Here is a 14,309-nt window from a genome sequence, read left to right on the forward strand (position 1 = left end):
CACGCGCTCACGGTGGGTACAACGCCCCGGCCCCCCGGCCCATGCCCGGCGGGGTGGTGGCCCCCGCCACCGCAGTCCACCACCAACCGGACACGGCACCCCGCGCCGGACCTGCGGCCCTGCACTGAACCGGACACACACCCCAGGCGGGCCATCTGTCGATCAGTCGGGCATTCCTGGTTCAGGGCATCTGTGGGTCCGGTGTCAGGTTTGGTCCCTGTGCCGGCACAGCGGGCCACACCCGCCTCGACAGGTCCGGTGGGTCGGGTGCCGTGTGGCCCTGTCGAGCTGCCCCGTCTGTAGGACCGCTCGTCACATCGGCGCCGCGGCCCCGGCCTGATCGACGGGTTGGTGAGATCGGCCGCCTGTCGTGCCCCATCTGTGGGGGCAGCTCGACAGGGGCCGAGAAGCGGTACCCCGAGCTGAGAAGCGGTACCCCGAAGACTCGTCCGCGACATCGCCGGCCAATCCCGACATCGGAGCAGCCCGTGACGAGCACCCGCCGTGCCCGCCCGCCGGCGGGGCCCGCGTTCGCCGCGGCCGGCGCCGGCCGGAAACGGGACTGCTGCGACCATGACGGTATGGAGATCTGGAACAACCCGTCCTGCTCGAAGTGCGCCGCCGCCCGGTCCGCCCTGGACGAGGCCGGTGTGGGGTACGGGGTGCGCCCGTACCTGGACCGGCCGCCGAGCGCCGCGGAGTTGACCGAGGTGCTGCGCCGGCTCGGCGCGCGCCCCTGGGACGTCTGCCGGACGCAGGAGCCCGCCGCGGTCGCCCTGGGCATGGCCGACTGGCCGCGGGACGAGGCAGCCGAGCCGCGCTGGATCGACGCGATGGTCGCCGCCCCGGAGCTGATCCAGCGGCCCCTGCTGCTGCTCGACGACGGGAGCGCGCTCGTGGGACGTACCCCCGAGGCGGTGGCGGAGGCGGTGCGCCGCCACGCGGCGCCCGGCGGGCCTGGGGAGCGCAACGACCACGCCGAGGGATGACGCCGCCGGTGGTCAGCGCGGGTCGTCGGCGGGTGCCGCAGCCGCCGCGTGCCGGTCGCGCAGCCGGGCCCGGATCTCCTCCGGGGTGTACGCCCGACGCCGCCGTTCCGCCCGCGCGATCACCACGCCGGACGCCGCGACGCCGGCGAGACCCGCGAGCCCGAGCACCTTCCACCACCGCATCCGTTGCCGCATCGGCCTAGGGTAGACCCCCATGAGCATCAGCCTGGACGAGGCAGTGGAGCTGACCCGCACCGGCGACGTGTGGGTGTTCCGGGGCCGCAGCGTGCCGGACCGGGCCATCCAGTTGACCACCAACAGCCCGGTCAACCACGTCGGCATGGCGGTGGTGCTGGACGACATGCCGCCTCTGATGTGGCACGCGGAGCTGGGCCGGTCGCTGCCCGACATGTGGTCCGGCACCCACCAGCGCGGCGTGCAGTTGCACGACCTGCGGGACGCGGTCTGCGTCTGGGCCAACCGGTACGGCCAGCGCGCCTGGCTGCGCCAGCTCGACCCGCCGGCCGACGCGGAGATGGAGAACGCGGTGCTGCGCACCGTCGCCCGGCTCGACGGCACGCCGTTCCCCTCCACCGCCCAGCTCGCCTGGCGCTGGGTGCGCGGTCGGGTGCCGGCGATGCGGGTGCCGGCGCTGCCCGGGCGGGGCCGGGCCCGCTCCGGGGCGTCGGTGCGCGACCGCGCGCTGGAGACGGCGTACTGCGCGGAGGTCGTCGCGGTGACCTACGAGGCGATGGGGCTGCTCCCCGCCGGGCGGCGTCCGAACTGGTACGACCCGGGCCGGTTCTGGAGCGGCGACGACCTCGGCCTGGCCGGCGACGCCCGGCTCGGCGCCGAGATCGAGGTGCGCGTCCCGCCGCGCTGAGGTTTGGCCCGGTGGCCGGCAGGCAAATGCTCTCCCCGTGAGAGCCTCCACCGATCTCGACACGCTGACCGACTTCTTCGACCGGTACGGCGTGGCGCTGACCACCGGCGACCTGCCCGCCATCGCCGGCTGTTACGCGCTGCCGGGGCTGGTGGTCGCCGACACGTACAGCTTCTCGTTCACCTCCCCGGCGGCGGTGGCACTGTCCTTCGTGGGCGCCGCCCCCGACTACCAGGAGCGCGAGCTGGTCGCCGCGCACGCGGCCATCGAGGACGTGCAGCCGATGTCGGCACTGCTGACGATGGTGGCCGTCGAGTGGGAGTTCCTGGACAGCCAGGGTCGAGCGGTGCCCGGCGAGCGTTACCGCTACCTGTTGCGCGCCACCGACGACGGCCCGGTCATCTGTACGGTCCTGCGCGTCGCCTGACCGTCCCGTCCGGCGGGCCCGTTCCGGCTCCCACCTCCTTGCCAGCGACCGCTACGCTTTTTCGGACGACCGCTGGAGGAGGGCATGTCCGGCATGCGCCGAGCATCGAGCAAGTCCTACGGCACGGCCGTCATCGCGTCCTCACCCTGGATCGTGGTGTCCGTCGGCGCCGGGGTGATGGTGGTGCTGTTGGTCATCGCGCTCGGCGCCTACCGGGGGCGCAGCCCGTCGTTCGACGCGCAGCCCGGCCCGCCCGAGCCGACCCTCGCCCTGTCCGACCCGTGGGCCTCGCCGAGCGTGCCGGCCACGGCGGCGTCGCCGTCGCGGCGGGCGTCGCCCACGCCGTCCGGCCGCGTCACCATCCGGTCCACTCCGGACCGGCCCACCCCGGCGCGTTCGAGCCGTACGCCGTCGCCGGATCCCGGCGGTGACGAGGACGCGGTGCTGCTGCTGCCGCCGACCGCGTCGCCGGTGAGCGGGCGGTACCGGGTGGTGGACGAGTCCCACGGCGGGTTCGTCGGCGAGGTGCTGGTCAGCAACGCCTCCCCGGCCGGCCGGGCGTGGACGGCCCGGCTCGCCTTCCCCGGCGGTCGGCTGGGCAGCGCGTGGATCGAGGGCGCGCCACAGGGGACGGCCACCCGGATCGACGACGGCTTCACCTACCGCAGCGGCCAGGATCTGGCCGGGGGAGCGTCGGTGGTGCTGCGGTTCTACGTCCAGCACGCGGACAGCCGCCCGGCGAGCTGCACCGTCGACGGCGTCGCCTGCCACGGGCTGTAGCTCACCGGTTTCGCAGGGCCCGGCGCGTTCGCGCCGGGCCCTGCTTTTGCAAGAGCACTGCTTTGTTGCGACTCTGTTTGCAAGGTATTGCAGAATGTTTCGGCAAGGGCTAGCGTGCGGGCCAATCAGCGACCAGAGGAAGGCCGTCGATGAAACCCCCGCCGATACCGCGCAAGGCCCTGCTCGCCCTCGTCTCCCTGCTCACCCTCACCCTCGTGGGCACCCCGGTCGCCGTACACCAGCTCGGCGCCGACGCCACCGACGGCACGGACGGCACCGGCCCGCTCGCCGCGGCCGGGGCCACCCAGTGGCGCGCCGAGCCCCCGGCGGAGGCGCTGCTGGAGGCCGGCAGCAACCAGGCCCGTGCCGAGCAGTTCTACTTCGTCCTGCCGGACCGGTTCGCCAACGGCGACCCGCGCAACGACGCCGGTGGCCTCACCGGGGACCGGCTCTCCACCGGGCTGGACCCGAAGGACAAGGGCTTCTACCACGGCGGCGACCTCAAGGGCGTCACGGACCGGCTCGACTACATCCAGGGGCTGGGCACGACGGCCATCTGGCTCGCCCCGATCTTCAAGAACCGACCCGTGCAGGGCACCGGGTCCGACGTCTCGGCCGGCTACCACGGCTACTGGATCACCGACTTCACCCAGGTCGACCCGCACTTCGGCACGAGGGACGACCTGAAGCGGCTGGTGCGGCTCGCCCACCAGCGCGGGATCAAGGTCTACCTCGACGTCATCGTCAACCACACCGCCGACGTCATCAAGTACGCCGAGGACAAGTACACCTACGTGGACAAGGCGACCTCCCCCTACACCGACGCGCGGGGGCGGGCCTTCGAGGACCGCCACTACGCCGACGGCAGCCGGGACTTCCCGAAGGTCGACACCACCTCGTTCCCGTACACCCCGACGTTCGACACCCCGGCCGACGCGAAGGTCAAGGTCCCGGCGTGGCTGAACGACCCGACGATGTACCACAACCGGGGTGACTCCACCTTCGCCGGGGAGAACAGCGAGTACGGCGACTTCTTCGGGCTCGACGACCTGTGGACCGAGCGCCCCGAGGTGGTGCGCGGGCTCACGAAGGTCTACTCCGAGTGGGTGGAGTCCACCGGTGTCGACGGCTTCCGGCTGGACACCGTGAAGCACGCCAACCTCGACTTCTGGCCGCAGTTCAGCCAGGGCATCGAGCGCGCCGCGGAGCGCGCGGGCAAGAAGGACTTCTTCATGTTCGGCGAGGTCTACAGCGCCGACCCGGAGATCACCTCGACGTACGTGCGGCGCGGGGGCCTGCCGGCCACCCTCGACTTCGCCTTCCAGGAGGCCGCGCGCGGCTACACCGCCGGCGACGGCTCCGCCAAGGCCCTCGCCGACGTGTACGCCCGCGACGACCTCTACCGCTCCCGGGACACCGACGCGCGGCGGCTGACCACCTTCCTCGGCAACCACGACATGGGCCGGATCGGCTCGTTCATCGCCGGTGGCGGCACCGACCCGGCCAGCCACCTGCGCCGCGACCGGCTCGCCCACGAGCTGATGTTCCTCACCCGGGGCCAGCCGGTGGTCTACTCCGGCGACGAGCAGGGCTTCACCGGTCCGGGCGGCGACAAGGACGCCCGGCAGGACATGTTCGCCTCGAAGACCCCCGACTACCTCGACGACGACCTGCTCGGCACCGACCGGACGCACGCGGTCGACCAGTTCGACCCGACGCACCCGCTCTACCGGGCCATCGCCGAGCTGGGCGCGCTGCGCCAGGCGCACCCGGCCCTGCGCGACGGTGTCCAGATCACCCGGTACGCCGCCGACGGCCCCGGCGTCTTCGCGTTCTCCCGGATCGACCCGAAGCAGCGCACCGAGTACGTCGTCGCGGTGAACAACGCCGCGACCGCGCAGACTGTCACCGTGGACACCTGGTCGGCCGGCGCCACCTTCGCCGGCGTCTACGGCGGCTCGGCCGCCCCGGCCGCCGCCGCCGACGGGAAGCTCACCCTGACCGTGCCGCCGCTGTCGGCGGTGGTGCACCGGGCCGGCACCCCGATCGCGCTGCCCGACGCCGCGCCGAAGATCACCATCACGGCTCCGGCGCCCGGCGAGCCCGTCGCCACGAAGGCCGCCGTCACCGCCCAGGTCACCGGCGACCCGCTGGCCACCGTCACCGTCGCCGCCCGGGTCGCCGGCGGGCAGTGGACCCTGCTCGGCAGCGCCGACCGGGCCCCGTACACCGTCCACCACGACCTGACCGGGCTGGCCGGCGGCACCACCGTCGAGTACAAGGCCGTCGTGCGCGACGGCAGGGGCCGGACCGCCACGGCCCGCTCCACGGCCACCGTCGGCACCCCGGCCCAGTCCGCCTCCCGGGACTGGGCGGTGGTGCACTACCAGCGCCCGGCCGGCGGCTACGACGACTGGGGGCTCTACGCCTGGGGCGACATCGACCCCGCGTACGCCACCGAGTGGCCCAAGGGACAGCCGTTCGCCGGCGAGGACTCCTACGGCCGGTTCGCCTGGGTGAAGCTCAAGCCGGGCGCCAAGTCGGTCGGCTTCCTGGTGGTCGACAGGAACGGGAACAAGGACGTCGGCCAGGACCGCACCATCGACGTGACGCAGACCGGGGAGATCTGGCTCAAGCAGGGCGACCCGGCGATCTACCCGACCCGGCAGGCCGCCACCGGCGAGCCCGACCCGCCCGTCGAGGACGGCACCGCGCTCATCCACTACCGCCGCGCCGACGGCAACTACGACGGCTGGGGCCTGCACCTCTGGGACGGCGCCGCCAACCCGACGGACTGGGCGAAGCCGCTCGCCCCGGCCGGCGTCGACGCGTTCGGCGCGGTGTTCCGCGTGCCCCTCGCCGCCGGAGCCACCGGACTGAGCTACATCATCCACTCCGGGGACGAGAAGGACCTGCCGGAGGACCAGCGGCTCGACTTCGCCACCGCCGGCCGCGAGGTGTGGCTGCTCGCCGGCACGCCCGGGCGGCTGCTGCCGTCCACCGCGTCCGGCGCCGCCCGGGACGTCGACATCACCAGGCAGAAGGCGCACTGGATCGACCGCGCGACCGTCGCCTGGCAGACCGGGCCCACCGACGGCAGGACGTACGCCCTGGTCGCCGCCCCGGCCGGCGGGGTCACCGTCGTCGACGGCGAGCTGACCGGCACGTACACCACGCTGCCGTTGACGGCGCAGCGCAACGGGCTCACCGAGGCCCAGCGCGCGGCCTTCCCGCATCTGTGGGCGTACCGGAGCTTCGCCCTCGACCGGCGGGACCTGGCCAAGGTCCCCGCGGCCCTGCGCGGGCAGCTCCTGGTGACCGAGCGGGACGCCGAGGGCACCCTGCTCGCCGCGACCGGCGTGCAGATCCCCGGGGTGCTCGACGACGTCTACGCCCGGGCCACCGACGCGAAGCTCGGGCCGACCTTCGCCGGCAGGGTGCCGACGCTCGCGGTCTGGGCGCCGACGGCGCGGCAGGTGTCGCTCCAGCTCTTCGACTCGCCGACCGGGGAGCCGAAGGCGGTGGCGATGCGCCGCGACGACCGCACCGGCGTCTGGTCGGTGCGCGGCGCCCGCGACTGGCACGGCAAGTACTACCGCTACCAGGTCCAGGCGTGGCAGCCGGCGACGCAGCAGATGGTCACCGCGGCGGTGACCGACCCGTACTCGCTGGCGCTGGCGCCGAACTCCACGCACAGCCAGATCGTGGACCTGGCCGACCCGGCGCTCGCGCCGGCCGGCTGGGCGACGCTGCGCAAGCCGGCGGCCGTGCCGTCGACGAAGGTGCAGATCTCCGAGCTGTCCGTCCGGGACTTCTCCGTCGCCGACACCACCGTGCCGGCCGAGCGGCGGGGTACCTACCTCGCCTTCACCGACCCCCGGACCGCCGGCATGGCGCACCTCAAGGCGCTCGGCGACGCCGGGGTGACGCACCTGCACCTGCTGCCCGCGTTCGACTTCGCGACCATCCCCGAGCGCCGCGCCGACCAGCGGCAGCCCGCCTGCGACCTGGCCGCGCTGCCGCCGGACTCCGAGGAGCAGCAGCAGTGCGTCGCGGCGGTGGCCGACACCGACGGCTACAACTGGGGGTACGACCCGCTGCACTACACCGTGCCGGAGGGCGGCTACGCCGTCGATCCGGCCGGGGCGAAGCGCACCACGGAGTTCCGGCAGATGGTGGCCGGGGTCAACGGCGCGGGGCTGCGCGTGGTGATGGACGTCGTCTACAACCACACGTCGGCGGCGGGCGCCGACCCGAAGTCGGTGCTCGACCAGGTCGTGCCCGGCTACTACCACCGGCTGCTGGAGGACGGCAGCGTCGCCAACTCGACCTGCTGCGCCAACACCGCTCCCGAGCACGCCATGATGGGCAAGCTCGTGGTGGACTCGCTGGTCACCTGGGCCAGGGCGTACAAGGTGGACGGCTTCCGGTTCGACCTGATGGGCCACCACCCGAAGGCGAACATCCTGGCCGTGCGCAAGGCGCTCGACGAGCTGACCGTGGCCCGCGACGGCGTGGACGGGAAGAAGATCCTGCTCTACGGCGAGGGCTGGAACTTCGGCGAGGTCGCCGGCGACGCCCGGTTCGTGCAGGCCACCCAGGCCAACATGGCCGGCACCGGGATCGGCACCTTCAACGACCGGCTCCGCGACGCGGTTCGCGGCGGCGGCCCGTTCGACGCCAACCCGCGGGTGCAGGGCTTCGCCTCCGGCCTGTTCACCGACCCCAACGGTGATCCGGTGAACGGGTCCGCGGCCGAGCAGCGGGCCCGCCTGCTGCACCAGCACGACCTGATCAAGGTGGGGCTCACCGGCAACCTGCGCGGCTACCGGTTCACCGACTCCGCCGGCCGGCAGGTCACCGGCGGCCAGGTCGACTACAACGGCTCGCCCGCCGGCTACACCGCCGCGCCGGGGGAGGCGGTCACCTACGTCGACGCGCACGACAACGAGATCCTGTACGACGCGCTGGCGTACAAGCTGCCGCAGGACACCCCGGCGGCGGACCGGGCTCGGATGCAGGTGCTGGCGCTGAGCACCGTGGTGATGGGGCAGGGGCCCGGGTTCGTCACCACCGGCACCGAGCGGCTGCGCTCGAAGTCGTTGGACCGCAACTCGTACAACTCGGGTGACTGGTTCAACCAGATCCGCTGGGACTGCGCCCAGGGCAACGGGTTCGGCGCCGGGCTGCCGCCCGCGCAGGACAACCGGGACAAGTGGCCGTACGCCAAGCCGCTGCTGGCCGATCCGGCCCTGGTGCCGGACTGCGCGGCGATCACCATGACCGACGCCCGGTACGCCGAGCTGCTGAGGATCCGGGCCTCCTCGCCGGTCTTCGGGCTGGCCACGGCGGAACAGGTGCAGCAGCGGGTCGCCTTCCCGCTCTCCGGCACGGCCGAGACGCCCGGCGTGCTCACCATGACGCTCGACGGCCGTGGCCTCGACGGGCGCTGGAAGTCGGTGACGGTGGTCTTCAACGCCACCCCGGAGGCGGCGACGCAGCAGCTGACCGGGCTGCGCGGGGCGGACGTGGCGCTGCACCCGGTGCTGCGGACCTCGGCGGACGAGGCGCTGCGTACGGCCTCGTTCGACCGGGCGAGCGGCACGTTCACGGTGCCGGCCCGCAGCGTGGCGGTTTTTGTACAGAGCTGACGCGCGACGCGGACCGGCCCCCTCCCGCACGAGCGGGAGGGGGCCGGTTCGGTGTTCGTCCGGTCCGTGCGGCCGGTGCCGGTGGCGCCGGCCGCACGTCATCCGAGGGTGATCAGCCGAAGCAGTTCTCCACCGGAGTGGGGCTGCCCTCGCAGTTGGTCGGCTTGTTGCCCCTGATCGCCGACTTGTCGTCCACGTCGACGTCGCCCTGGTAGTTGAAGACGCCGCCCGGCTTCAGGGTGGAGAAGTTGTCCGCCACCTTCGTGTCGTGCAGGGTGACCTGGCCGCGGACGTTGAAGATGCCGCCGGCGATGCCGATCGGGCCGACGGCCCGGTTCCGGACGATCGCACTGTCGCGGAACGTGACCTGGCTGAACAGGTTGAACACGCCGCCCCCGAAGAACCCGGCGACGTTCTCCGCGATCTCGCTCTTCTCGACCGTGGCGTTGGTGCCGAAGCCGAGCGCGAGGCCGCCGCCCACGCCGACGGTGGTGTTCTTGGCGACCAGGACGTGCTTCAGGTCGAGCTGGCTCTCAGCCGTCGCGATACCGCCACCCGCGACCCCCGCGAAGTTGTCGGTGATCTTGGAGTCCTTGACGGTGGTGTCGCCCTCGATGTCGAGCAGGCCGCCGCCGAAGCCGAGCGTCTCGTTGCGGCTGATCTCGCTCTTGTCGATCCAGACGGTGCCGCCGTCGATGTCGTCGTGCTTGTGCAGCTCCGGGGCGCCGTTGGCGATGCCGCCGCCGCCGATGATGGCCTGGTTGTGCGTCACCTTGGACTCTTCGACCCTGAGCAGGCCGGCGTTGAAGATGCCACCGCCGAAGAGGAAGGCGGTGTTGTCCTCGACGGTCGTGTGGCGCAGGTTGGTCTTGCCGTAGTTGGCGATGCCGCCACCGTTGCCGCCCGACTGGTTGCCCACGACGTGGGTCTTCTCGAGGTCGGCCTTACCGCCTGGCTGCACCAGGATGCCGGCCCCGTCGTGCGTCTGCTTCTTCTTCTGCTTCTCCTCGGCGGCGGCCTCGGCGCCGGGGGCGGCCTCGGCGTTCGCCGCCGCCGCGCCCTTGGGCGCGGCCTGGAGCAGCTCCAGGTACGGCTTGCCGGCCTGGGCCGCGGCGGCGGCCTCGACGGAGTTGGCGTACCGCGACCACACCGCCTCCGGCGTCATCCGCGGCTCCTTCTTGCGCTCGACGGTCTGGCCGTTCTTGAGGGTCAGGCCCTTGAGCGTCAGGTCGCCGCCGCTGCCGACGTTGAAGATCCGGAACTGCTCGGCGGTGGCGTCCCGCTCGATCTTGGTGTTGTGACCCTTGAGCGTGATCTTCTCCTTGATCACGGGCAGGCCGTTGCCGTGGTTGTCCGAGCGGGTCAGTTTGTAGGTGCAGTCCTTGGCGAGCTTGAACTCGCCGCCGTGGTTGTTGTTGGCGAAAATGATCGCCTGGATCAGCCTGTCGGAGTCGCAGGGCACCTCCCTCCCGCGGTCCTTGTCGTGCCGGTCCCGATCCTCCTTGCCCTCGCGGTCCCGGTCGCCTTCGCGGCCCTGGTCGCCCTCGCGACCCTGGTCGCCGTCCTTGGTGACCTGGGCGGTGGACCAATTCAGGGCGTCCGCGCCGACGGCGCCGGCGCCGGTGGCCACACCCACGGCGGCAATGCTGACCACGCCGGTCAACCCGGCCACACCGCTGGCGAGCCAGAGCTTGCGGCGACGCTTCTGCGCCGCCGGCCGCTCGGAGTCGTTGTTCGTTAGGTAGTTGGACATCGGAGCTCTCTGCCCTCTCCTAGTACCAGACAGGGTCGCGACGCCACAGGCGAGCGTCCCCTGCTACAAATCGGTTGTAGCTCCCGAACCGACAGTATGAGAATCTTCCTCACCTCGAAGGCATATCCGAAAGAACCCCACATTCGGTACGGGCCCCTCGTGCGCGGTGTGGACGACCCGGGCGGGCCGATCGGTCGCACTGGTGCCCGTAGGCTTGGCTACGGTGCGTAGTCGACGCAGACCGTTCGGATCGGCGCGGGACGGTCAAGAGAGCCCAGGCGGATGGCGAGGGCTCCTCCGGGCCGCCGGGGCGGTGCGGAGGAGCCCTCTCTATGTGGTGGTGCTGTCCGGAGTTCAGCCGAAGCAGCGGTCCGGGATGACCGGGCTGCCCTGGCAGTTCGTCGGCCGGTTGTCGGTGACGGCCGACTGCCGGTCGATGAAGACGCGGTTGTTGTTGGTCCAGATGCCGCCCGGCGGCTCGGTGGCGACGTTGTGCGCCACCTTCGTCCCGACCAGTCTCGTCGTGCCGAAGTCGTTCACGATGCCGCCGCCCACCGCGCCCGGGCTGACCGCCTGGTTCGCCACGACCTCGGTGTCCCGCAGCGTGGTGGTGCCGAAGTCGTCGGTGTAGACGCCACCGCCACCGAACCCCTCCGCGACGTTCTCCCTGATCACGCTGTACTCGATCACGGCGTGGGAGTCCCTGCCGACCCCGACGCCACCGCCTTCGCCCTCGGTGTGGTTGTTTGCCACCACGACGTGTTCCAGGCTCAGCCTGCTGTCGTGGAGGGCGAGCACGCCACCGACGTCCGTGCGGCCGACGTTGTCGGTGATGTGGCTCTGCGTGATCGTGGTCTCGCCGTCGTTGTCGAAGACGCCCCCGCCGAGGCCGGCGGTCCGGTTGTGGCCGATCGCGCTCTTCCACACCCAGACGGTGCCGCCGCCGGCCGTGCTGCCGCTCGCACCCGTGCCATTGGCGATGCCACCGCCCCCCAGCCCGGCGCTGTTGTGCGTCACCTTCGACTCCTCGACCCGCAGCACCCCGACGTTGAAGATGCCGCCGCCGAAGCCGTCGGCGCTGTTGTTCTCCACCGAGGTGTGGCGGACGTTCGTGGTGCCGAAGTTGGCGATCCCCCCGCCGTTCCCGCCCGCCTGGTTCTGCGCGAACGTGCTGTACTCGAGGTCGGCATGGCCGCCTCGCTGGACGAGGAGGCCCGCTCCGTCGGCGCTGACCAGCCCGGGCACGGCCGTCGCCGTGCCGTCGGGCTGCACCTCCGCCGTGGCCGGCTCGGCGAGAGTGGCCGGCGTCCCCGGTGCGGCTGCCGACGGCGTGGGTGCCGCCATGGCCGGTCGGGCCGGGGCCGCAGCGGCAGTGGTCGAGCCAGACAGCCCGAACGTCGCCACGGGCGGTGCTGCCGGCGGGGAGACCATCTTGCGGGCGACGGTCTGTCCGCCCTCGATGGCCACGTTCTTCAGCGTCAGGTGACCACTGCTGCCGACGTTCAGGATCCGGAAGCGCTCGGTGTCGGCCGCCCGGACGATCTTGGTGTCGTCGCCCTTGAGGACGATCGGTTGCTTGATCACCGGCAGGCCGTTGCCGTGCTCGCTGCGGGTCAGCTCGTAGGTGCAGTGCTTGGCGAGCTTCAGCGTCGCGCCGTGGTTCTTGTTGGCTTCGGTGATCGCCTGGATGAGCTTGTCGGTGTCGCAGGGCACCTCCTTCTCCCGGTCGTCGTGCTTCCGGTTGCCCTGTTTCCGGTCGCCCTGGCCGGACCAGTCGTCCTCGCCCTGGCCGGTCTTCGCGCCGCCGGCCTCGTCGGCCTTGCCGGCGTCGCTGACGTTCTGCCTGGGTGCCGTCGACCGCGCGTCGGAGAGCCGGTCGGTGTCGCCGGACTTGTCGTCCCTGGAGGCCAGGCCACCCAGCGCCGCCAGGCCGACGACGCCGGTCAGCCCGGCCACGCCGGCGGCAACCCAGAGCTTGCGCCGCCCCCGCGTCGGTGTGCCCGCGGGCGGGCCACCGTCAGGTGTCGTTACGTCATCGGACATCAGAGCCTTCCGCCCTTTCCTGCTACCAAGGGGGCCGCACCGCCCGAAGCGGAGCGACCAGCTACAAATGGGTTGCAGCCTCTGATGACCACCGTATGAGAAGGATCCTCGCGACAAGGACGTATCTGAAAAAAGCCCACATTCGCCTCGGATCCGGCAGGGAACGGGGGCAACCGGGTGGCCGGGTGAATTGGGCTCTGACCAGGGCAAAGGCCGACGGGCCCCGCCCACCGGAACGGCGACGTCGAAACGTCGCATGCCGGCGGGCGGGGCCCGTCGTGTGGTCGTACCCTCGGATCAGCCCGGCAGGCGCGGCCCCGCCTCGCGCTGCTCGGCCAGCCAGGTCTCCACCTCGTCGGCCCGGCGCGGCAGCCCGGCGGAGAGGTTGACCGCGCCGGTGGCGGTGACCAGGATGTCGTCCTCGATCCGCACGCCGATGCCGCGCAACTCCTCGGGGACCAGCTCGTCCTCCGGCTGGAAGTAGAGCCCCGGCTCGACGGTGAGCACGTAGCCCTCGCCCAGGACGCCGTCCCGGTACTTCTCCTTGCGGGCGTCGGAGCAGTCGTGCACGTCGATGCCGAGCATGTGGCCGAAACCGTGCAGCGTCCAGCGGCGGTAGATCGTCGACTTCTCGTCCATCGCCTCGTCCACGCTCACCGGGAGCAGGCCCAGGTCGGCCAGGCCCTCGGTGAGCGCCCGCATGCAGGTCAGGTGCACGTCGCGGAACCTGACCCCCGGCTTGATCACGTCGATGCCGGCCTGCTGCGCGGTGTGCACGACGTCGTAGACCTGGCGCTGCAACGGGGTGAACCGGCCGTTGACCGGCAGCACCCGCGTCACGTCGGCGGTGTAGAGGTTGCGGTTCTCCACGCCCATGTCCATCAGCAGCAGCTCACCCGGGCGGGTGGCGCCGTTGTTGTGCACCCAGTGCAGGATCGTCGCGTGCTCGCCCGCCCCGACGATCGAGCCGTAGCCGACGTCGTTGCCGTCGTGCCGGGCGCGCAGGGCGAAGACCCCCTCCAGCAGGCGCTCGGAGACGCCCCGGTCCGCCGGCAGCACCCGGGCCACGTCCTCGAAGCCCCGCACGGTGGCGTCGATCGCGTCCTGGAGCTGGGCGATCTCCCACTCGTCCTTGACCAGCTTGTGCTCCGCGATCGTGACCGCCAGCTCCCAGTCGCGCGCCGGCTGACCCTCCGCGCGGGGGCCGTCGTAAGGGCGCACGGCCGCGTCCACCCGCGCGTCGAAGCCGCGCAGCACGCGGGTACGCCCCGGCGCCAGGTCGGCCAGCGCCGCGTCCAGCTCGGTCAGGTCGGCGGTCGGCAGGCCCAGCTCGGTCGACTTCTCCGTCAGCGTGTGCCGCCGACCGACCCACAGCTCGCCGTGCCGGCTGCGGAAGAACTCGTCGTTCTGCCGGGACGACCGGGGACGCATGTACAGCGTGGCGTCGTGGCCGGATCCGTTCGGCCGCAGCACGAGCACGCTGTCCGGATCGTGGTCGCCCGTCAGGTAGGCGAAGTCGCTGCCCGGCCGGAACGGGTAGGTGGTGTCGTTGGCGCGCACCTTCTCGCCACCGGTCGGGATCACCAGGGTCTCGCCCGGGAAGGCCGCGGAGAGCGCGGCCCGGCGCTTGGCGTAGTTCGGCACCTCCGGCCGCGGGCCGACCGGCAGCGTGGTGTCGTGCCAGCCCCGCCGCATGAACGTCAGGAACGCCTCCGGGAACTCCGGGTCGTGCGACTCGGTGCCGTCCGCCGGCTTGTTGTCGGTGCGTTCCTCGGTCATGCCC

General features: G+C 72.2%; 9 protein-coding genes. 5 read left to right on the forward strand and 4 right to left on the reverse strand.

Translation table 11 applies throughout. The features are described from left to right. Window positions 1-581 precede the first annotated feature (581 nt). Entirely contained in the window at window positions 582-989 is a 408-nt protein-coding gene (locus ACGFZ2_RS26895) for an ArsC/Spx/MgsR family protein (RefSeq protein WP_393458107.1), read from the forward strand. Between the two features lie 12 nt (window positions 990-1,001). Here the strand turns inward: ACGFZ2_RS26895 and ACGFZ2_RS26900 are convergent, their stop codons facing one another. Then, on the reverse strand, window positions 1,002-1,184 hold the full coding sequence (locus ACGFZ2_RS26900; protein ID WP_393268315.1) for a hypothetical protein: 183 nt from the start codon (window positions 1,182-1,184) through the stop codon (window positions 1,002-1,004). Between the two features lie 19 nt (window positions 1,185-1,203). Between ACGFZ2_RS26900 and ACGFZ2_RS26905 the strand changes: the two genes are divergently transcribed. The 4 genes from ACGFZ2_RS26905 (at window position 1,204) to pulA (ending at window position 8,730) form a co-directional block, all read left to right on the forward strand. Beyond that, window positions 1,204-1,872, forward strand: a complete 669-nt coding sequence (locus ACGFZ2_RS26905) for a hypothetical protein (protein WP_393458110.1) — start codon at window positions 1,204-1,206, stop codon at window positions 1,870-1,872. Window positions 1,873-1,909: 37 nt separating this feature from the next. After that, window positions 1,910-2,299, forward strand: coding sequence for a hypothetical protein (locus tag ACGFZ2_RS26910; RefSeq protein WP_393268008.1), 390 nt, complete (start codon window positions 1,910-1,912; stop codon window positions 2,297-2,299). Between the two features lie 84 nt (window positions 2,300-2,383). Further along, window positions 2,384-3,079 carry a cellulose-binding protein gene (locus ACGFZ2_RS26915; protein ID WP_393458113.1) on the forward strand — a complete coding sequence of 232 codons (696 nt, stop codon included), beginning with the start codon at window positions 2,384-2,386 and terminating at the stop codon, window positions 3,077-3,079. Window positions 3,080-3,228: 149 nt separating this feature from the next. After that, a complete protein-coding gene (gene pulA, locus ACGFZ2_RS26920) occupies window positions 3,229-8,730 on the forward strand; it encodes a pullulanase-type alpha-1,6-glucosidase (protein ID WP_393458116.1) in 5,502 nt (1,833 codons plus the stop codon). A gap of 112 nt (window positions 8,731-8,842) precedes the next feature. Here pulA and ACGFZ2_RS26925 read toward each other — a convergent pair whose 3' ends face one another. The 3 genes from ACGFZ2_RS26925 to ACGFZ2_RS26935 form a co-directional block, all read right to left on the reverse strand. Then, window positions 8,843-10,483 (reverse strand): hypothetical protein, encoded by a 1,641-nt coding sequence (locus tag ACGFZ2_RS26925; protein WP_393268016.1) that lies wholly within the window; start codon window positions 10,481-10,483, stop codon window positions 8,843-8,845. Between the two features lie 354 nt (window positions 10,484-10,837). Next, window positions 10,838-12,526 (reverse strand): right-handed parallel beta-helix repeat-containing protein, encoded by a 1,689-nt coding sequence (locus tag ACGFZ2_RS26930; protein ID WP_393268018.1) that lies wholly within the window; start codon window positions 12,524-12,526, stop codon window positions 10,838-10,840. A gap of 297 nt (window positions 12,527-12,823) precedes the next feature. Then, entirely contained in the window at window positions 12,824-14,305 is a 1,482-nt protein-coding gene (locus tag ACGFZ2_RS26935; protein ID WP_393268020.1) for an aminopeptidase P family protein, read from the reverse strand. Window positions 14,306-14,309: the final 4 nt, after the last annotated feature.

It is taken from the genome of Micromonospora sp. NPDC048063, from assembly GCF_043202855.1.
Taxonomy (GTDB): Bacteria; Actinomycetota; Actinomycetes; order Mycobacteriales; family Micromonosporaceae; genus Micromonospora.